The sequence below is a fragment of the Klenkia terrae genome, from assembly GCF_900491935.1.
Classification (GTDB): Bacteria; Actinomycetota; Actinomycetes; order Mycobacteriales; family Geodermatophilaceae; genus Klenkia; species Klenkia terrae.
The window spans coordinates 3,107,521-3,125,799 of record NZ_UEXK01000004.1; the positions used below are offsets into that span (position 1 = coordinate 3,107,521).

At 74.7% G+C, this 18,279-nt stretch carries 20 protein-coding genes, 1 tRNA gene and 1 pseudogene; 13 read left to right on the plus strand and 9 right to left on the minus strand.

Features of this window, described 5'->3' with window-relative positions; genetic code table 11:
- Positions 1-18 precede the first annotated feature (18 nt).
- Genes LFA75_RS15600 through LFA75_RS15610 form a run of 3 tightly spaced genes read right to left on the minus strand, consistent with a single transcriptional unit; the run spans position 19 to position 2,947 of the window.
- A complete protein-coding gene (locus LFA75_RS15600; protein ID WP_225234536.1) occupies positions 19-993 on the minus strand; it encodes an NAD(P)/FAD-dependent oxidoreductase in 975 nt (324 codons plus the stop codon).
- A complete protein-coding gene (gene fdxA, locus LFA75_RS15605) occupies positions 990-1,301 on the minus strand; it encodes a ferredoxin (protein WP_225236071.1) in 312 nt (103 codons plus the stop codon). The genes LFA75_RS15600 and fdxA overlap by 4 nt, the downstream gene beginning before the upstream one ends.
- On the minus strand, positions 1,298-2,947 hold the full coding sequence (locus tag LFA75_RS15610; protein WP_225234537.1) for a molybdopterin-containing oxidoreductase family protein: 1,650 nt from the start codon (positions 2,945-2,947) through the stop codon (positions 1,298-1,300). Before LFA75_RS15610 ends, fdxA begins: the two co-directional genes overlap by 4 nt.
- A gap of 155 nt (positions 2,948-3,102) precedes the next feature.
- Here LFA75_RS15610 and LFA75_RS24135 point away from each other — a divergent pair, with 155 nt between their 5' ends.
- Positions 3,103-3,267, plus strand: coding sequence for a hypothetical protein (locus tag LFA75_RS24135; RefSeq protein ID WP_336391677.1), 165 nt, complete (start codon positions 3,103-3,105; stop codon positions 3,265-3,267).
- 38 nt (positions 3,268-3,305) lie between these two features.
- On the opposite strand, the pseudogene LFA75_RS24140 reads toward LFA75_RS24135, so the two are convergent.
- The 3 genes and pseudogenes from LFA75_RS24140 to LFA75_RS15625 form a co-directional block, all read right to left on the minus strand.
- Positions 3,306-3,362 (minus strand): annotated as a pseudogene (locus LFA75_RS24140) (hypothetical protein); the annotation flags it as partial.
- A 214-nt stretch (positions 3,363-3,576) separates the two neighbouring features.
- Positions 3,577-4,932, minus strand: coding sequence for a cryptochrome/photolyase family protein (locus LFA75_RS15620; protein ID WP_225234538.1), 1,356 nt, complete (start codon positions 4,930-4,932; stop codon positions 3,577-3,579).
- Positions 4,933-5,013: 81 nt separating this feature from the next.
- Positions 5,014-5,331, minus strand: coding sequence for a GNAT family N-acetyltransferase (locus LFA75_RS15625; RefSeq protein WP_225234539.1), 318 nt, complete (start codon positions 5,329-5,331; stop codon positions 5,014-5,016).
- Between the two features lie 182 nt (positions 5,332-5,513).
- Between LFA75_RS15625 and LFA75_RS15630 the strand changes: the two genes are divergently transcribed.
- From LFA75_RS15630 to LFA75_RS15640, 3 genes are all read left to right on the plus strand, one after another.
- A tRNA-Arg gene (locus LFA75_RS15630) sits at positions 5,514-5,586 on the plus strand.
- Positions 5,587-5,667: 81 nt separating this feature from the next.
- Positions 5,668-6,633 (plus strand): NAD(P)H-binding protein, encoded by a 966-nt coding sequence (locus LFA75_RS15635; protein WP_225234540.1) that lies wholly within the window; start codon positions 5,668-5,670, stop codon positions 6,631-6,633.
- A gap of 53 nt (positions 6,634-6,686) precedes the next feature.
- Positions 6,687-6,953: a hypothetical protein gene (locus LFA75_RS15640; RefSeq protein ID WP_225234541.1), complete on the plus strand. Its 267-nt coding sequence runs from the start codon at positions 6,687-6,689 to the stop codon at positions 6,951-6,953.
- Between the two features lies 1 nt (position 6,954).
- Here LFA75_RS15640 and LFA75_RS15645 read toward each other — a convergent pair whose 3' ends face one another.
- Both LFA75_RS15645 and LFA75_RS15650 read right to left on the minus strand, forming a co-directional pair.
- Positions 6,955-7,149, minus strand: a complete 195-nt coding sequence (locus LFA75_RS15645; protein WP_225234542.1) for a hypothetical protein — start codon at positions 7,147-7,149, stop codon at positions 6,955-6,957.
- Positions 7,150-7,458: 309 nt separating this feature from the next.
- Positions 7,459-7,917: a DIP1984 family protein gene (locus LFA75_RS15650; protein WP_225234543.1), complete on the minus strand. Its 459-nt coding sequence runs from the start codon at positions 7,915-7,917 to the stop codon at positions 7,459-7,461.
- Positions 7,918-8,021: 104 nt separating this feature from the next.
- On the opposite strand from LFA75_RS15650, the gene LFA75_RS15655 reads away from it, so the two are divergent.
- From LFA75_RS15655 to LFA75_RS15680, 6 genes are all read left to right on the plus strand, one after another.
- Positions 8,022-8,936 carry an ATP-binding cassette domain-containing protein gene (locus LFA75_RS15655; RefSeq protein ID WP_225234544.1) on the plus strand — a complete coding sequence of 305 codons (915 nt, stop codon included), beginning with the start codon at positions 8,022-8,024 and terminating at the stop codon, positions 8,934-8,936.
- Positions 8,933-9,730 (plus strand): ABC transporter permease subunit, encoded by a 798-nt coding sequence (locus tag LFA75_RS15660; RefSeq protein WP_225234545.1) that lies wholly within the window; start codon positions 8,933-8,935, stop codon positions 9,728-9,730. Before LFA75_RS15655 ends, LFA75_RS15660 begins: the two co-directional genes overlap by 4 nt.
- 17 nt (positions 9,731-9,747) lie before the next feature.
- Positions 9,748-10,899, plus strand: a complete 1,152-nt coding sequence (locus tag LFA75_RS23885; protein ID WP_263639382.1) for a sensor histidine kinase — start codon at positions 9,748-9,750, stop codon at positions 10,897-10,899.
- A complete protein-coding gene (locus tag LFA75_RS15670) occupies positions 10,896-11,558 on the plus strand; it encodes a response regulator (RefSeq protein WP_225234546.1) in 663 nt (220 codons plus the stop codon). The genes LFA75_RS23885 and LFA75_RS15670 overlap by 4 nt, the downstream gene beginning before the upstream one ends.
- A gap of 88 nt (positions 11,559-11,646) precedes the next feature.
- On the plus strand, positions 11,647-13,740 hold the full coding sequence (pta, locus tag LFA75_RS15675) for a phosphate acetyltransferase (RefSeq protein WP_225234547.1): 2,094 nt from the start codon (positions 11,647-11,649) through the stop codon (positions 13,738-13,740).
- On the plus strand, positions 13,737-14,906 hold the full coding sequence (locus tag LFA75_RS15680) for an acetate/propionate family kinase (RefSeq protein ID WP_225234548.1): 1,170 nt from the start codon (positions 13,737-13,739) through the stop codon (positions 14,904-14,906). Before pta ends, LFA75_RS15680 begins: the two co-directional genes overlap by 4 nt.
- Before the next feature lie 3 nt (positions 14,907-14,909).
- Here LFA75_RS15680 and LFA75_RS15685 read toward each other — a convergent pair whose 3' ends face one another.
- Complete coding sequence (locus LFA75_RS15685; RefSeq protein WP_225234549.1) at positions 14,910-16,469, minus strand: APC family permease; 1,560 nt, start codon at positions 16,467-16,469, stop codon at positions 14,910-14,912.
- A gap of 179 nt (positions 16,470-16,648) precedes the next feature.
- On the opposite strand from LFA75_RS15685, the gene LFA75_RS15690 reads away from it, so the two are divergent.
- The 3 genes from LFA75_RS15690 to LFA75_RS15700 are packed head-to-tail and all read left to right on the plus strand — an operon-like array spanning position 16,649 to position 18,268.
- Positions 16,649-17,089, plus strand: coding sequence for an SRPBCC family protein (locus LFA75_RS15690; protein ID WP_225234550.1), 441 nt, complete (start codon positions 16,649-16,651; stop codon positions 17,087-17,089).
- 10 nt (positions 17,090-17,099) lie between these two features.
- Positions 17,100-17,960 carry an NAD-dependent protein deacetylase gene (locus tag LFA75_RS15695; RefSeq protein WP_225234551.1) on the plus strand — a complete coding sequence of 287 codons (861 nt, stop codon included), beginning with the start codon at positions 17,100-17,102 and terminating at the stop codon, positions 17,958-17,960.
- Positions 17,957-18,268 (plus strand): biopolymer transporter Tol, encoded by a 312-nt coding sequence (locus tag LFA75_RS15700; protein WP_225234552.1) that lies wholly within the window; start codon positions 17,957-17,959, stop codon positions 18,266-18,268. The genes LFA75_RS15695 and LFA75_RS15700 overlap by 4 nt, the downstream gene beginning before the upstream one ends.
- Positions 18,269-18,279 lie beyond the last annotated feature (11 nt).

An 18,279-nucleotide genomic window follows, 5' to 3' on the forward strand; every position in this document is an offset into this window, starting at 1 on the left:
GGGCCATCGTGCACCGGGTCAGGCGGAGTCGCTGGAGTGCCCCGGGACGACGGCCAGGTCCGGGCGGACCAGCGGGGCCAGGTTGTTCACGGCCAGGGCGGCCTCGCCGAACCCGACGGAGATCAGCCGCACCTTGCCGGGGAAGTCGGTGATGTCCCCGGCGGCGAACACCCGGGCGCGGTTGGTGCGCATCGACCGGTCGACCGGGATGTGCCGGCCGGTCAGCTCGATGCCCCAGCCGGCCAGCGCCTTCAGGTCGGCCTGGAAGCCGAGCGCGGCGACCACCTCGTCCACCGCGACGGTCAGCCCGCCGGCCGGGCCGAGCAGGTCCACCTCGGCGACGGTGTCCCCGCCCCGGACGGCGGACACCTCGAACGGCGTCAGCAGCCGGACCGACGACGCCCGCAGCTGGGCGACGCTGTGCTCGTGCGCCCGGAAGGCGTCCCGCCGGTGGGCCACGGTCACGCTGGCGGCCAGCGGCTCCAGCACCAGCGCCCAGTCGACGGCGGAGTCCCCGCCGCCGACGACCAGCACGTGCTTGCCCGCCAGGTCCGCGGGCCGGGGCACGGTGTACCGCAGCCCGCGGCCCTCGAACTCCCCGCCGGCCGGCAGCGGTCGGGGCCGGAACCCGCCCATGCCGCCGGTGATCAGCATCGCCCGGGCCCGCACCTCGGCGCCCCGGTCGGTGCGCACCGTGACGCCGTCCGCGTCCTCCTCCAGCTCCAGCGCGCGGTGGCCCAGGAGGTAGGTCGGCTCGGCCAGCGCGGCCTGGGCGACCAGGTCGTCGACCAGGTCCTGGGCGCGCACCCGGGGGAAGCCGGCGACGTCGAACACCGGCTTCTCCGGGTACAGCGCGGTCATCTGGCCACCGGGCTGGGCCAGGGCGTCGACCACCACGACCGACATGCCGCGGAAGCCCGCGTAGTAGGTGGCGTACAGCCCGGCCGGACCCGCGCCGACCACCACCAGGTCCGCGGTGAGGACCTCGCTCACGCCGGCTTCCGCTGCGACACGACCGGGTGGTCGGCGTCGGTGGCGTCGTCCCCGGCGCCCCCGGAGAGCCCGTGCTCGGCGACGAACTCGGCGTTGACGGCCACGAAGAGCTCCAGCTCCGGGGGCATCTTGTACTCCCAGTGGATCGCGTCGCTCGGGCACGCCGGCAGGCACTTGCCGCAGTCCACGCACTCGTCGGGGTGGATGTAGGCCATCCGGGCGCCGGGGTAGATGCAGTCGACCGGGCACTCCTCCACGCAGGACCGGTCCAGCACGTCGACGCAGGCGTCGGTGATCACGTAGCTCATGCGATCTCGACCTCCACCAGGGTGTCGGAGAACGTGGGCGCGTTGCCCAGGTCGGCGAACGCCGTCGGGTTCACCGCGGCCAGCGTCGCGCCGGCCCGGGAGTGCTTGCGCCACGAGCCCATCGCGCTGACCACCACCCCGGGCAGCAGGGTGGCGTCGAGCTTGGCGACCAGGGTGAACCGGCCGCGGTCGTTGAACACCTGCACCTGGGCGCCCTCGGTGATGCCGCGGGCCGCCGCGTCGTCGGGGTGCAGGACGAGCGTGGCCTCCTTCTGCACCCTCCGGTGGAACTCGTGGTTGCCGAAGCTGGAGTTCAGGTAGGCGTGCGACTTCGGGGTCAGCAGGTTGAGCGGGTACCGGCCGGCCAGCGACGGGTCGCCGGCGGCGTTCTCCCGCGGCGGGATGTAGTGCGGCAACGGGTCGACCGGTTGCCCGGGCTGGTGGTCGTTCGAGCCCTGCCGGAACAGCGGGACGACGAAGTTCCCGCCGGCCGCGGCCGAGGCGACGAACTCGACCTTGCCCGACCCGGTCGGGAAGCCGCCCTGCGCGTGCGGGGCGTACTCGTCGGGCGAGGGCACGGCCAGCCGCTGCCAGCCCTTCTCCTGCAGCGACTCCACGGTGATGCCGGCCATGTTCGGGTGCGACCAGTCGAAGGCCTCGGCGACCATCTCGGCGTCCGTGCGCCGGAAGACCGGCTCGTCGAAGCCCATCGCCGCGGCCAGCCGGCGGAACATCTCGGTGTTGGGCACCGCCTCGCCCAGCGGGTCGATGGACCGGTGGTTGTAGGTCACGAACAGGTGGCCCCAGCTGAACATGATGTCGTCCTGCTCGAGCTGGGTGGTCGCGGGCAGCACGATGTCGGCGTAGTCCGCGGTGTCGGTCATGAACTGCTCGCTGACCACGGTGAACAGGTCCTCGCGCTGCAGCCCGGCGACCAGCTTGTCCTGGTCGGGGCAGACCACGACCGGGTTGGAGTTGTAGACGAACAGGGCCTTGAGCGGTAGCCCGTCCAGCTCGCCGGCCAGGGCCGAGCCCAACCGGTACTGGTTGATCACCCGGGTGCCCGGGGTGAGCATCTCCGGGTGCATGAACGCACCCCAGTTGACCGGGAAGGCCCACAGCGGCAGCTGCAGGATGCCGCCGCCGGGCTTGCGCCACGCGCCGACCAGCCCGGGCAGGCAGGACAGCGCCCGGACCGCCTGGCCACCGCCGGCGTGCCGCTCGACGGCGACGCCGATCCGGATGACCGAGGGCTGGGCGGTGGCGTACTCCCGGGCCAGGGTGCGGATGGTCTCGGCGGGGACGCCGGTCTCCGCCTCGGCCCACTCCGGGGTGTACTGCTCGACCCGCTCGGCGAACTCGGGGTAGCCGACGGTGAACTGCTCGACGTAGTCGTCGTCGGTCAGCCCCTCGGCGATGATCACGTGCGCCATCGCCAGGGCCAGCGCGCCGTCGGTGCCCGGGCGCAGCGCGATGTGCTGGTCGGCGGCGGCGGCCGTCCGGGTCCGCACCGGGTCGACCACGACGACCTTGGCGCCGCGCTTGCGGGCCTCGGCGATGTATGGCCACAGGTGCAGGTTGGTGCTCTGCACGTTGCAGGCCCAGATGAGGATGAACCGGGAGTGCACCAGGCTCTCCGGGTCCACCCCCGGCGGTGTCGCCGATGGTCATCGCGTAGGCGGTGCACGAGCCGGAGTCGCAGTAGGTCCGCTCGGCGACCGTGGCACCCAGCTTCGCGAAGAACGGGTCGCCCACGTTCAGGCCGTTGAGGATGCCCTGGGTGCCCAGGTAGCTGACCGGCATGACCGACTCGGGACCGAACTCCTCGACGGTGGCCCGCAGCCGGGTGGCGATCTCGCCGATCGCGGCGTCCCAGCTGATCCGCTCGAACTGCCCGCTGCCCTTGGGGCCGGTGCGGCGCATCGGGAACAGCACCCGGCCGGGGTCGTACACCCGGTCCAGGTAGTTGTTGACCTTCACGCACAGGCCGCCCGCGGTGTACGGGTGGTCGGGGTCGCCGGCCACCTGGACGGCGACGCCGTCGGTGACGGTCACGAGCATCGCGCAGGTGTCCGGGCAGTCGTGCGGGCAGGCGCCGCGGACGACGGTGGTCTGCTGCGGCGTGGCGGTGCTGGGTTCCGGCGGCGCGAGCGTCACGGGGGCCTCCGAGGGAGCGGTCGGGGTGTCCTCCCCACCCTCGCCCGGCAGCCCCCTCCGGTCTTGGCTCAGCTGACCCGGACGTTGTCCCTGCGGGGACAGCCCCGCCGGACCCGGCTCAGCGGCCCTTGGCCGCCTGGTAGCGGTCGAGGGCGACCTGCCGCTCGTGCGCGTGGTCCACGATCGGCTCCGGGTACCCGTCGGGGACGCCGCCGGGCGCCGTCCAGGGCTCGTGGACGTGCTTGGCGTCCAGGTCGCGCAGCTCGGGCACCCAGCGCTTGACGTAGCCGCCGTCCGGGTCGAACTTCTTGCCCTGGGTCGTCGGGTTGAACACCCGGTAGTAGGGCGAGGCGTCGGTGCCGGTGCCGGCCACCCACTGCCAGCCGTGGTTGTTGCTGGCCAGGTCGCCGTCGACCAGGTGCTGCATGAAGTACCGGGCGCCGGTGGTCCACTCCTGGTGCAGGTCCTTGACCAGGAAGCTGCCCACGATCATCCGCAGCCGGTTGTGCATCCAGCCCTGGGCCAGCAGCTGGCGCATGCCGGCGTCCACGATCGGGAAGCCGGTGCGGCCCTGGGCCCAGGCCTCGAAGTCCTCCTCGGCGCCCTGCCCGGTGGAGTAGGTGATGCCCTGCAGCTCGGGGTTGTAGTACTCCCGGGCGGTCTCGGGCCGGTGCCAGAGCACGTCGGCGTAGAACTCCCGCCAGCACAGCTCGGAGACGTAGGTGTCCACGCCGGGGCCGGTCAGCCCGGACCGGGCGATGTCGTGCAGCAGGGTGCGCGGGTGCACGGTGCCCAGGTGCAGGTGCGCGGACATCCGGCTGGTGGCGTCCAGGTCAGGGCGGTCGCGCTGGCCGTCGTAGTCCACCAGGCGCTCGTCCCGGAACTCCCGCCAGCGCTTGCCGGCGGCGGTCTCGCCGGGCTCGAGCACCTCGGTGCCGCCGAGGTCGGGGGCCTCGGGCAGGTCCTCGGAGTCCGCGCGGGCCCAGCCGACCGAGCGCGGGCGGGGGGCCGGGTCGGGCCAGCCGTGGTCGAGCCAGCGGCGCTTGAACGGGGTGAAGACCTTCAGCGGGTCGCCGTCGTCCTTGGTGATCGTGCCCGGGGCGATGGCGTAGGCCGACCCGGTGCGGACCAGGTCGACGTCGCCCAGGGCCTTCTCCACCGCGGCGTCGCGGCGTCGTCCGTAGGGCCCGGTGTCCCCGGCGACGTGCACCGAGGCGGCGTCGACCTCCCGGGCCAGCGCGGGGACGACGTCCTGCGGCGTGCCGTGCCGGATCACCAGCCGGCCGTCGGTGGCCTCGTGCAGGTCGGCCAGGCAGCCGGCCAGGAAGTGCTTGCGCGGGTCACCGGAGACCTCCCACAGCGCCGGGTCGACGACGAACAGCGGCAGCACGTCGCCGGCGTCGCGCGCGGCCAGCAGCGCCGGGTTGTCGGCCAGGCGGAGGTCGCGGCGGAACCAGTGGATGGCGGTCGGCACACCCGACCGTAACGGAAAGGACACGCCTGCACCCCGCCACGAGCAAGCTCGCGACGGGCCCCTGCAGGCGGCCTGGGCGGGCTAGAGGCCGAAGTGGGGGCGCTCGTCCGGGGCGACCAGGTCGACGTCCTCGGGGTGCGTCTGCAGGTAGTGCCGCACGAAGGAGCAGTAGGGGAGCACGGTGAGGTGCCGCTCGCGGGCGGCGGCCAGGACGGCGGCGACCAGCACGGTGCCGATGCCCCGCCCGGCGACCGCGGGGGAGACCTCGGTGTGCGGGAGGGTCATGACGTCGCCCTCGACGTGGTAGCTGGCCATGCCGACGACCTGGCCGTCGACCATCACCTCGAAGCGCCCGCGCATGGGGGCGTCCTCGACGTGCACCTGCTGCGTGCTGCTCATGCTGCTGGTTCCACCTCCTGCCCGGCGTCGGTGCCGGGACCTGGTGCCGGGTGACCACCCGACTCCGGACAGACACGGTAACCGTTCCGCATCGGTTCCGCCTTGCCCTCTCCGACGATCTTCCCCGTCCGGGTGTTCCCGGCCCGCAGCGACGCGCCCGCTAACCTCGGGACCGCACCCGGGCCCCCGTAGCTCAGGGGATAGAGCATCGGTTTCCTAAACCGTGTGCCGCAGGTTCGAATCCTGCCGGGGGCACACCGTCGCCGTGAGGGACTCGTCTCCTCCGGTTTGCGCAGGTCACGGCGGAGGCATCCACCACTGGTGACTCGTTGTCTGGTGACAGGTTCCTCCGGCTACATCGGGTCCCGGCTCGTGGTGCAGCTCGACCGCGCCGGCCACGAGGTGGTGGCCACCGCCCGCGACGTCGCGAAGCTGGCCGACCTGGACTGGTCCGACGACGTGGCCGAGGTGGCGCTGGACGTCTCGGACGCCGGGTCCTGCCGGCAGGCGTTCGCCGAGGCGGGGGACGTGGAGGTCGCCTACTTCCTGGTGCACTCCATCGGCGAGGGCGACTTCGCCGCCCAGGACCTGGACAGCGCCCGGCAGTTCGCGTCGGCCGCCCGGGACGCCGGGGTGTCCCGGATCGTCTACCTGGGTGGGTTCGTGCCCCAGCAGGAGGAGCTCTCCGAGCACCTGGAGAGCCGCGCCGACGTCGGCGACGCCCTCGGGGAGGCCGGGGTCGAGCTGGTGTGGCTGCGCGCGGCGGTCGTGCTCGGCGGTGGGTCGACGTCCTACGAGCTGGTCCGGCACATCGCCGACCGGGTGCCGGTCATCCCCCTGCCGACCTGGATGCAGCACCCGGTGTCCCCGATCGCGGTCACCGACGTCCTGCACTACCTGGTCGCCGCCGCCGACCGCGACCTCCTCCCGGCGGGGGCCTACGAGGTCTCCAACGGCGAGCAGCCCACGTACGCCGACTTGATCAAGGCCTACGCCGCCGAGGCGGGGCTGCGCCGGCTGTGGGTGCCCTTCCCGCCGGTGCCGCCGAAGCTGGTCGCCACGATCGCGTCGTGGCTGACGCCGCTGCCGCACGAGCTCGCCGCGGACCTGATCATGAGCCTGCCCAACAGCATGGGGTCCACCGACCACCGCATCCGCGGCATCGTGCCCGACCCCGAGGGCGGGCTGGTCAGCTCCCGGGAGGCGCTGCGCCGCGCGCACCAGGGCAGCCGGACCGCCGGGGTGGGCAACAGCGCGGACCCCACCCACCGGGTGCGCTCGGACCCCGACTGGTCCGCCTGAACCCATGACCGACTGAGTCGAACACACGTTCGACGGCGTGCCATCATGGGCGCATGGCTGCTGCTGCCGACCGGGCCGGTGAACCGGCTCGCCACTGCTGGGTGGCCGGCATGCCCGGGCAGCTCCAGGACGTCTACCCCGCCGTCCTGCTGGCCTGGCGGCAGGACGCCGAGGGCCGGTGGTGGGGGCGGGTCACCTACTCGGTGCCCCGGGACCTCGGCCCGGCCGTGATCGACACCTGGGTGCAGGCCGGCTACCTCACGGGCCTGGACCCCGAACCCGCGCCGCCGGTGGTGAAGCCGCGGCGGTTCCCGGACTGACTCAGGCGGCCGCCCGGACCACGAACCGGTGCCCGCGGGCCTGCGCCCGGCGCGCGCACTGGTCCAGCGCCAACCGGGCGCCGGGCGGCCAGGAGTCCACCCGCGCGGCGTCGAGGACGACGTCCCCGCGGTGGACGGCGAGCCGGAGCTGGCGGAGCACCCGGGCGATCTCGGGGCCGTGCGACACGTTCTCCATGCCGACGAGTCTCGGGCGCAGGCGGCCCGCGCACATCGGCCGTGGGGCCCATCCGCCCTCCACCCAGGGGTGGAGAGCGGCCGCCGCGGGAGGTCCCCGGACCCGCCCTCGCCGCAGGAGCTGACACGTGGTGGTGGTGGTGCGTGCTGGTTGCGCGGTCACCGGTGCGCGGTTCCGGGCTGCGTCGTGATCGGGGGAGTCGAACCCCCCGGGCTGCCCCTCGCCCGCCATCGGTGGGCCGGATGACCCGCCGGCCCGTCGGGTTCGTGTCCACCCTCCTGCGGCTACCGACTCCCGCGGCGGCCGTGCTCAGTCCACCAGATCGTGGGTCCAGTTCGCCTGCTGGATCCGGACGTCGAGCTCGCGCAGCTGCCGGGCGACGTCGTCGGCCCGGCTCCGCAGCTCGCGCACCGGCAGGGACGTGAGCTGGCGCAGCTCGCTGCGCAGCTGCCGGAACCCGGTGCCGGCGGCGGCGTCGGCGGCCGACGTGAGCAGCGCGTGCCGCAGCCGGAGCACGTCCCGGGTGGCCAGGGCGTCGGTCATCGTGCCGTCGGCGCCCAGGTCGACCGCGGCGTTGGTCCGGTTGATCCGGCCGATCCACGACTCCAGCTCGTCGAGGGCCCGCTCGGCCTCCACCAGCAGCTCGGCGGAGCTCTCGGTGGGCTCCTCGCCCTCCTGGTACCGGGCGTTGGCGGTGATCCGGGCCCGCAGCTGGTCGACCCGGCGGCGGGCGTCGGTGCGCAGCGACAGCGCCTCGGCGATCTTCATGCCCGCACGGTACGAGCGCCTACCCCTGCAGGCGTAGTCCGGGCGGGGCAGGTGACGCCGCGCGGGCGACGCGGCCGGCGGTCGACCGCAGCAGGATCGTGGGCATGATCGAACTGCGCGGGCTGACCAAGCGGTACGGCGACCGCCTCGCCGTCGACGACGTGACGGTGACCGTCCAGCCGGGCGTGGTCACCGGCTTCCTGGGCCCCAACGGCGCCGGCAAGTCCACCACCATGCGGATGGTCCTGGGCCTGGACCGGCCCACCGCGGGCACCGCCCTGGTCAACGGCAAGCCCTACGCCGAGCACCGCGACCCGCTGCGCCAGGTCGGCGCGCTGCTGGAGGCCCGCGCGCTGCACCCGGGCCGCACCGCCCGGGCGCACCTGCAATCCCTGGCCGCCGCGGGCGGGTTGCCCCGGGAGCGGGTGGACACCGTGCTGGAGCTGTCCGGCCTCACGGGGGTCGCCGGGAAGCGGGTCGGCGGGTTCTCCCTGGGCATGGGCCAGCGTCTGGGCGTGGCCACCGCGCTGCTCGGCGACCCGGCCACCGTCGTCCTCGACGAGCCGGTGAACGGGCTGGACCCCGACGGCGTCCTGTGGATCCGCACCCTGGCCCGCCGGCTGGCCGCGGAGGGCCGCACCGTCTTCTTCTCCTCCCACCTGATGGCCGAGATGGCGGTGACCGCCGACCATCTGGTGGTCATGGGCCGCGGCCGGCTGGTCGCCGACGTGTCCACCGCGGAGTTCCTCCGCCGGGCCGGCGGGGACGGCGTCCGGGTGCGCAGCCCGCGGGCCGCCGAGCTCGCCGGGCTGCTGGCCGGGCCGGACGTCGCCGTCGAGTCCGCCGAGGCCGGCGTCCTGCTGGTCCGGGGTGTGCCGACCGAGGTGATCGGCGACCGGGCCGCGGCCGCCGGCATCGCCCTGCACGAGCTGACCGCCGTCCAGGCCTCCCTGGAGGAGGCGTTCATGGCGCTCACCGCCGACGACCGCGAGTACCGCACCGAGGAGCAGCCGGCATGACCACCACCCTGGAGCGCCCCCCGACCACCGCCGGACTGCTGCGCGGTGAGTGGATCAAGGCCCGCTCGCTGCGCTCCACCTGGTACGTGCTGGTGGGCTCGCTGGTCGGCATGGTGCTGCTCGGCCTGCTGTTCACCTCCACCGCCGACGACGGCGGACCCGGGGGCAACGGCGGCGGGCCGCCCGGCGTGGACTTCGCCCAGCCGCTCACCCTGGCGCTGGCCGGCTACAACCTGGCCCAGCTCGCCCTCGGCGTGCTCGGCGTCCTGCTGGTCACCGGCGAGTACACCTCCGGCACGATCCGCAGCACCTTCGCCGCGGCGCCGCGGCGCTGGCCGGTCGTCGTCGCCAAGGCCGCCGTGCTCGGCGGCCTCGTGCTGGTCACCTCCGCGGTCGCCGCGCTGGTCGCCTACGCGGTCGGCTCGGCCGTCACCGACGGCATGCCCGGGCTGGGGGAGGACGGCGTCCTGCGGGTCGTCCTGGGGACGGCGCTCTACCTGACCGCGATCACCCTGCTCGGCTCCGCGCTGGGCTGGCTGCTGCGCTCCACCGCCGGCGGGGTGGCCACGCTGTTCGGCCTGGTCTTCCTGCTGCCGATCCTGGGCAACCTGCTGCCGGCCGACTGGGGCCCCGACGTCGTGCGCTGGCTGCCCGGGTCGGCCGGGGGCAGCCTGCTGCGGCTGACCACCACCGCCGACCAGTTCGCGCCGTGGACCGGGTTCGCCGTGCTGGTCGGCTACGTGGTCGTGGGGCTGGCCGCGGCCGTGTGGCGGTTGCGGACCCGCGACGCGTGACGAGGACCATGGCCGGCATGACCCCGCGGGGTCGGCTCGTCGTCCCGGTCGTCGTGCTGGCCGTGGTCTCGCTGGGTCCGCTGCTGCGGTTCGGCGAGCTGGACCCCGCGGCGGTCGTGGTCTCGGTGCTGCTGGCCGGCACCGCGCTGGCCCGGTACCGGGCACCGCTGCCGGCGCTCGGGGTCGCCGCTCTGGTCCTCGGCGTCTGGTGGGTGGGCCACGGGCTGGACGCGCAGCGGCTGCTCCCGGCGGGCGTGGTGCTGCTGTGGCTGCTGGCCTCGGTGGCCGACCGCCGTCCGGTTCGCGAGGTGGTCGCCGCGGCCGTCGTCGTGGCGGCCCTGCCGGTGACCCTGGTCGTGCTCGCGCTGCTGGGCCGACCCGGCGGGGAGGCGGTGGTCCCGCTGAGCGCGCTGACCGTGCTCGCCGTGGTCGCCGGGCGGAACCGGCGCACCCGGCGGTCGCTGCTGCAGGCGCTGGAGGAGCGCGCGCTGCGCGCCGAGCGGGAGCGGGACGCCGGCGCCCGGGCCGCGGTCGCCGAGGAGCGCACCCGGATCGCCCGGGAGGTGCACGACGTCGTGGCGCACAACATCTCGGTGATGACCGCGCTGGCCGACGGCGCCGGCTACGCCATCGACACCGCCCCCGACCAGGCCCGCCGGGCGGTGGCCCAGATCGCGGGCACCGGCCGGGAGGCGATCGCCGAGATGCACCGGCTGCTGGGCGTGCTGCGCACCGACGGCGACCCGGCCGGCCCGGACGCCCCCGCGCCCGGGCTGGCCCAGCTCGACGCCCTGGTCGAGCAGGTCCGCGCCGCCGGCCTGGCGGTCACCCTCACCGTGTCCGGCACCCCGGCGCCGCTGCCCGCCACCGCGCAGCTCGCCGTCCACCGGCTGGTGCAGGAGGCGCTGACCAACACCCTCACCCACGCCGCCGGCGCCCGCGCCGCCCGGGTCGCTCTGGGCTGGTCGGCCGAGGAGCTGGTGGTCGAGGTGACCGACGACGGGCGCGGCGGCCGGCCGCGCGACCCCGACCGGCCGCCCGGGCACGGCCTGGTCGGCATGCGGGAGCGGTTCGGCGCCTGGGGCGGCACCGTCGAGACCGGACCCACCGACGGCGGCGGCTGGCGGGTGCGGGCTGCGCTGCCGGTCGCCGCGCAGGTGCCGGCATGACCACGGTGCTGCTGGTCGACGACGAACCCCTGGTCCGGGTGGGCTTCGGCATGGTGCTGGACAGCCAGCCCGACCTCGAGGTGGTCGGCCAGGCCGGTGACGGCGCCGCCGCGGTGTCCCTGGCCCGGCAGCTGCTCCCCGACGTCGTCCTCATGGACGTGCGGATGCCGGTGCTGGACGGGGTGGCGGCGACCGCGCAGATCGTGGCCGCCGGGCTGGCCAGCCGGGTGCTGGTGCTGACCACGTTCGACCTGGACGAGCACGCCTTCGCCGCGCTGCGGGCCGGGGCCAGCGGGTTCCTGCTGAAGAACACCGAGCCGGGCGACCTGCTGGCCGCGATCCGCACCGTGGCCGCCGGGGACGCCGTCGTCTCGCCCCGGATCACCCGCCGGCTGCTGGAGACCTTCGCCGGCCAGCTCCCCGACCCCGGCGCCCGGGACACCCGGCTGGACGCCCTGACCGACCGCGAGCGCGAGGTGCTGGTGCACGTCGCCGGCGGGCACTCGAACGCCGAGATCGCCGCGGACCTGGTGCTCTCCGAGCTCACCGTGAAGACCCACGTGGGCCGCATCCTGGGCAAGCTCGGCCTGCGCGACCGGACGCAGGCCGCGGTGCTGGCCTACGAGACGCGGTTGGTGCGCCCCGATCCCGGCAGGTGACCGGCGCGCGGGTCGGTTACGTTGCGGCGGACAGCGACCCGCAGCTCGACGGCGCCGCCTGCCGCGAGCACTGCCCGAGAGGGGTCCCGTGGCCCGCAGCGTGTACGTCGCCTCCGTGGAGGGTCACTCCGGCAAGTCCGTCGTGGCCCTCGGCCTGCTCGCCCTGCTCACCCGGGAGGTCGGCCGGGTCGGGGTGTTCCGCCCGATCGCCCGGGGCGCGACCGACCCGGTGCTGGACACCCTGCTGCGGCACACCACCGCGGAGGTCGACTTCGCCGAGGCGGTCGGGGTCACCTACGACGACGTGCACGCCGACGGCGACGCCGCCCTGGCCCGCATCGTCGAGCGGTACAAGGCCGTCGAGGCCCGCTGCGACGCCGTGGTCGTGGTCGGCTCGGACTTCACCGACGTCAGCTCGCCCACCGAGCTGTCCTTCAACGCCCGGATCGCGGCCAACCTGGGCACCCCGGTCGTGCTGGTGCTGGGCGGCCGCGACCCGGCCGGTGCCGAGCAGCTCGGCCAGGCGCCGGCCCGGCCCCCGGCCGCCCTGGCCGCGGTGGCCGAGCCGGCGCTGCGGGAGCTGGCCGACGAGCACGCCGGGGTGGTCGCGGTGGTGCTCAACCGCGCGGACCCGGAGCGGCTGGCCGAGGGCGTCGCCGCGGTGCAGGCGGTGACCGACCGGCCGGTCTGGGCGATCCCGGAGGAGCCGTTCCTGATCGCGCCGACCTTCCGGGCGGTCGCCGAGGCGGTGGACGGCGAGCTGGTGGCCGGGGACCCCGAGCTGATGGACCGCGAGGCGATGGGCGTCGTCGTCGCGGCGATGTCGATGGTCAACGTGCTGCCGCGGCTCACCGAGGGCGCGGTCGTCGTCGTCCCCGGGGACCGGCCCGACGTCGTCCTGGCCGTCATGACCGCGCACGCCGCGGGCACCTACCCCTCGCCGACCGGCATCCTGCTCAACGGCGGCATCGACCTGCCCGAGCCGGTGCTGCAGCTGATCGCCGGCCTGGGCTCGTCGCTGCCGATCGTCGCGACCCAGCTCGGCACCTTCGACACCACCGCCCGGGTCATCCACACCCGCGGCCTGATCGCCTCGGACTCCCCGCGCAAGACCGACACCTCGCTGGCGCTCTTCGAGGAAGCCGTGGACACCCGGCAGCTGCTGGACAGCCTGGACGTCGGCCCGTCGGCCGTCGTCACGCCGCTGATGTTCGAGCACCTGCTCACCGAGCGCGCCCGGGCGGCCGAGCAGCACGTCGTGCTGCCCGAGGGGGACGACGACCGGGTCCTGCGCGCGGCGGCCACCGTGCTGTCCCGGCGGGTGGCCCGGCTGACCATCCTGGGCGAGGAGGCCAAGGTGCGCGGCCGGGCGTCGGAGCTGGGCCTGGACATCGCCGCCGCCGAGGTGGTCAGCCCGTTCGACGAGGAGCTGCGCGGTCGGTTCGCCCGGGAGTACGCCGGGCTCCGGGCGCACCGGGGCATGACCGAGGAGCTGGCCTGGGACGTCGTCCCGGACGTGTCCTACTTCGGCACGATGATGGTGCAGCTGGGCCTGGTCGACGGCATGGTCTCCGGGGCCGCGCACACCACGGCGCACACCATCCGGCCGGCCTTCGAGATCATCCGCACCCGGCCCGGGGTCTCGGTGGTCTCCAGCGTCTTCCTCATGGCGCTGGCCGACCGGGTGCTGGTCTACGGCGACTGCGCGGTCAACCCGCTGCCCGACGCCGCGCAGCTGGCCGACATCGCGATCTCCTCGGCGGCCACCGCCGCCCGGTTCGGCATCGAGCCGCGGGTGGCCATGCTGTCCTACTCCACCGGGGACTCCGGCTCCGGCGCGGACGTCGACAAGGTGCGGGAGGCCACCCGGCTGGTCCACGAGCGCGCCCCGGAGCTGGTCGTCGACGGCCCGATGCAGTACGACGCCGCGGCCGACCCCGCCGTCGGGGCGTCGAAGATGCCGGGCTCGCCGGTCGCCGGCCGGGCCACCGTGTTCGTCTTCCCGGACCTCAACACCGGCAACAACACCTACAAGGCGGTGCAGCGCTCGGCCGGCGCGGTCGCCATGGGCCCGGTGCTGCAGGGGCTCAACAAGCCGGTCAACGACCTGTCCCGGGGAGCCACCGTGCGCGACATCGTCAACACCATCGCCCTCACCGCGGTGCAGGCGGCCGGCTCGTGACCACCGTGCTGGTGGTCAACAGCGGGTCCTCGTCGCTGAAGTACCAGCTGCTGGACGACGCCGAGCAGGTGCTGGCCTCGGGGTTGGTCGAGCGGATCGGCGGCGAGGGCACGATCACCCACCGCGGGCCCGGCGGGGAGGTGTCGGTCGCCGCGCCGGTGCCCGACCACGCCGGGGCGCTGGCGCTGATGGCGGCCACCTTCGCCGAGCACGGGCCGGTGCTGGCGCCCGACGTCGTCGGGCACCGGGTGGTGCACGGCGGCGAGCGGTTCAGCGCCCCGGTGCTGGTGGACGCCGAGGTCGAGGCCGCCGTCGAGGAGCTGTCCGTGCTCGCGCCGCTGCACAACCCGCCCGGGCTGCTGGGCATCCGGGCCGCCCGGGCCGCGTTCCCCGGCGTGCCGCAGGTCGCGGTGTTCGACACCGCCTTCCACGCCACCATGCCGCCGGAGGCCACCACCTACGCGATCGACGCGGAGCTGGCCGCCGAGCGCGGCATCCGGCGGTACGGCTTCCACGGGACCTCGCACGAGTACGTCTCACAGGCCGCGGCCGCGTTCCTGGGCGGCGCGGGCCGGTTCGTCGTGCTGCACCTGGGCAACGGCGCCTCGGCCTGCGCGGTCTCCGACGGGCGGTCGATCGCCACCTCGATGGGGCTGACCCCGCTGGAGGGCCTGGTCATGGGCACCCGCGGCGGGGACCTGGACCCCGGCGCCGTGCTGCACCTGCTGCGCACCGGGTCGACGGTCGAGGAGGTGGACACCCTGCTCAACCGCCGCAGCGGGCTGACCGGCCTGACCGGGAGCGGCGACCTGCGGGACGTGCTGGCCGCGGCCGGCGCCGGCGACGAGCGGGCCGAGCGGGCGCTGGGCGTCTACGCGCACCGGGTCCGCGGCTACGTCGGCGCCTACCTCGCGCACCTGGGCGGGCTGGACGCGCTGGTCTTCACCGCCGGGGTGGGGGAGAACAGCCCCGAGGTGCGGGCCCGCGTCTGCGCCGGGCTCGGGCACCTGGGCATCGAGCTGGACCCCGCGCGCAACGAGGCACGCGGTCGGGGTGTCCGCCGGATCAGCCCGGACGACACCCCCGTCGCCGTCCTGGTGGTCCCGACCGACGAGGAGCTGCAGATCGCCCGGCATGCCCTGCGCACGGTGGCCGCCGCGCGGTGACCGTCAGCGGATCGGCTGCTCGACCGGCTCGACCTCCTCCGTGCGGCGGACGTTCCTCCGGCCGGCGGCCCAGAACCCGACGGCGATCGCGACGAACACCGCCAGCGGGACCAGCTCGGTGAACAGGTAGACCCACTTCTCCGAGGCCGCCCAGCCGTCGAGGCGGTAGTCCGCGCCGAACCAGCCGTCGCCCAGGCCGGGGAACAGCAGCTGCACCGTGCAGAACGCGATCCAGGCCATCGACACGACGGTGAGCAGGCCCAGCGCCGGCGCCCGGTAGGGGAGCGGGTGGTCCGGTCGGGTGCGCCGGAGCTTCCACGCGGCCGGGAAGATGCCCAGGTAGGAGATCAGCGTGGTCGAGATGGCCAGGCTGAGCGCGACGCCGAAGAACTTGGCGATGTCGCCGCCGGTGATCTCGGTGACCCCGACGAACACCACGCTGCTGATCACCCCGGACAGGACGTTCACCCGGGTCGGGGTGCCGAAGCGGGCGGAGAACCGGCCCAGCCAGCGCGGCCCGGCGCCGTCGTAGCAGGACACGGCCAGGGTGCGGTCCGAGCCCATGATCCAGGTGAGCCCGCTGGTGAAGGCCACCAGCGCGACCAGGGCGCCCAGCACCCAGCCGACCGCGGTGGAGAAGGGCGTCAGGGTGGCGGTGACCGTGCCGTCGGCCGCGGTGACCACCTCGCCGCCGAACACCGTCAGCGCCTGCCGGATCGCCTCCGGGAACCCGGCCAGCCCGCTGGCCTGCTCGGTCGGCAGCACCAGGAGGATGCCCAGCACGGGGACGGCGTACAGCAGCCCGGTGGCCACCACCGACTTGGCGATCCCGGCCGGGACGTCCTTCGCGGCGTCGCTCATCTCCTCCCCGGCGGCGCTGGGCAGCTCGAACCCGACCAGGCTGAACAGCACCAGCGGGACCAGGGCGACGAAGCCGGCGAAGGTGGGGGCGTAGTCGCCCAGGCTCGGCCCGTGGAAGCCGTGGTCGAACCCGTAGGCGATGACCAGCACGCTGAACAGGCCCAGCAGCAGGAACCGGGCCAGCGCCCCGATCGTGGCCACCCACTTGCCGACCCGGAAGGAGAGGACGGCGAACAGCACGCCGGCCCAGATGAACACCGCGGCGAAGACGTAGGTCGTCGCCGTCGAGTACTCGGCGCCGTCGTTGAAGAACACGATCAGCCCGCCGAGCGCGGTGCCGACCAGCGTGCCGCCCATCCACACCGGGTTGGTCACCCAGTAGAAGAAGTTGTTGACCGCGCCGGCGAGGTGGCCGAACGCCATCCGGACCCAGACGTAGGGGCCGCCCTCGTCGGTGTACGCGGCGCCGAGCTCGGCCAGCACCATCGCCGAGGGGACGGCGAACAGCAGCACGCAGACCACCAGCCAGGTGAAGCCCTGCCCGCCCTCGGTGGCCAGGGTGCCGAGGCCGTCGATCCCGACCAGGGTGCAGACCAGGAAGAAGAAGACGTCGGCCCGGCCGAAGTGCTTCTGCAGCTTGGACTTCTCCGCCGCCGCGTCCGCCGTGGTGGTGTCGGGTACCGGTGCCGTGCTGGTCGCCATGGGAGGTCCTCGTCTGCGCGGTCGACGTCGCACCGGCAGGGGCGGTGCAGTCGCCGAGGATCTGCTGTGCGTGTTGCGCCCGGGTCTCGCCCACCTGTGCGTCTGCTGGCAGCAGCGCTCAGGGGTCGGTCCCCGGCCTGGGGCGTCGAGCTCCGGCAGCCCGGGGCAGACTGGTCGGCATGGGTCAGGTCGTCGCCACCGCAGAGCACGTCGTCCACGCTCCCGCCGACCGGGTGCGGGTCGCCCTCGGCGACTACGCCGGCACCCGGCAGCGGATCGCCGGCCCGCAGTTCAGCGAGTACCGGGTCGAGTCCGGCGGCGAGGGCGGCGGCACCCGGGTGCACTGGAAGTTCGCCGCCACCGAGAAGCGGGTGCGCGACCAGGTCGTCTCGGTCAGCGAGCTGCCCGACGGCGGCGGCCTGGTCGAGAGCGACACGAAGTCCTCCATGGTCACCACGTGGACGCTGCACCCGGCCGGTGAGACCACCACGGTCCGCGTGCGCACCACCTGGGACGGCGCCGGCGGCATCGGCGGGTTCTTCGAGCGCACCTTCGCCCCCAAGGGCCTGGCCCGCACCTACACCGGCATGCTCGAGCGGCTGGACGCAGAACTGCGCTGAACCAGGGACCATGGGTGGGGTGACCGCAGCACCCACCGTCGTCCCCGGGCTGGACGAGCTGGCCGCCCTGGTCGGCGACGGCAACGTCGTCGTGCTGTCCGGCGCCGGGCTGTCCACCGACTCGGGCATCCCGGACTACCGCGGCGCCACCGGGTCGCTGCGCCGGCACACCCCGATGACCTGGCAGACGTTCACCCGGGACCCGCGTGGCCGGCACCGGTACTGGGCGCGCAGCTTCGTCGGCTGGCGGCAGATCGCCGGCGCACGGCCCAACGCCGGCCACCGCGCGGTCGCCGAGCTGCAGCACGCCGGGCTGGTCGGCGGGATCGTGACCCAGAACGTCGACGGCCTGCACCAGGCCGGCGGCGCCACCGACGTGCTCGAGCTGCACGGCGGGCTGGACCGCACCGTGTGCCTGCAGTGCGGCGACGTCGCGCCGCGGGCCGCCCTCGACGTGCGGCTGCGCGAGGCCAACCCCGGGTTCCGGCCCGAACCGGTCGACGGCGAGGTCAACCCCGACGGCGACGTCGAGCTGCCGGAGTCCGCGCTGGACGGGTTCGTGATGGTCGACTGCCTGGTCTGCGGCGGCGGTCCGCTCAAGCCCGACGTGGTGTTCTTCGGCGAGACCGTGCCGGCCGACCGTGTGCAGGCCGCCTTCGACCTGGTGCGGTGCGCGCGGTCGCTGGTGGTGCTCGGGTCCTCGTTGACCGTGATGAGCGGCTACCGCTTCGTGCTGCGGGCGGCCAAGGACGGCATCCCGGTCGCCATCGTCAACGCTGGGCCGACCCGGGGCGACGAGAAGGCCGACGTGCGGGTCGACGCCCCGCTCGGCCGGGTGCTCCCCGAGCTGGCCGGCCGGCTGTCCCGGTGACCCGAGAGGTCGAGCGGACCGAGGACGGTCGCTGGATCGTGGTGGACGGCCGCCGGTGGCGGGCCCAGGACCCGCAGCTGCCCGACGACGTCCGGGAGCGGCTGCTGCACCACCTCGGGGTCGGCCGCAGCGGGGTGCGGACGGCGAAGAAGGCCGGGGACGACGCCGCGGTGACCGCCGCCCGGGCGCTGGTGCAGGCCGCGAAGACCGGGCTGGGCGAGCGCGGGGCGAAGTGGTGGGAGCAGTCCGACGACGAGCGCCGCGCCCGCTGGGAGGCCGCGCTCGCCGCGCTGGACGACGCCGGCTGACCCAGACTGGA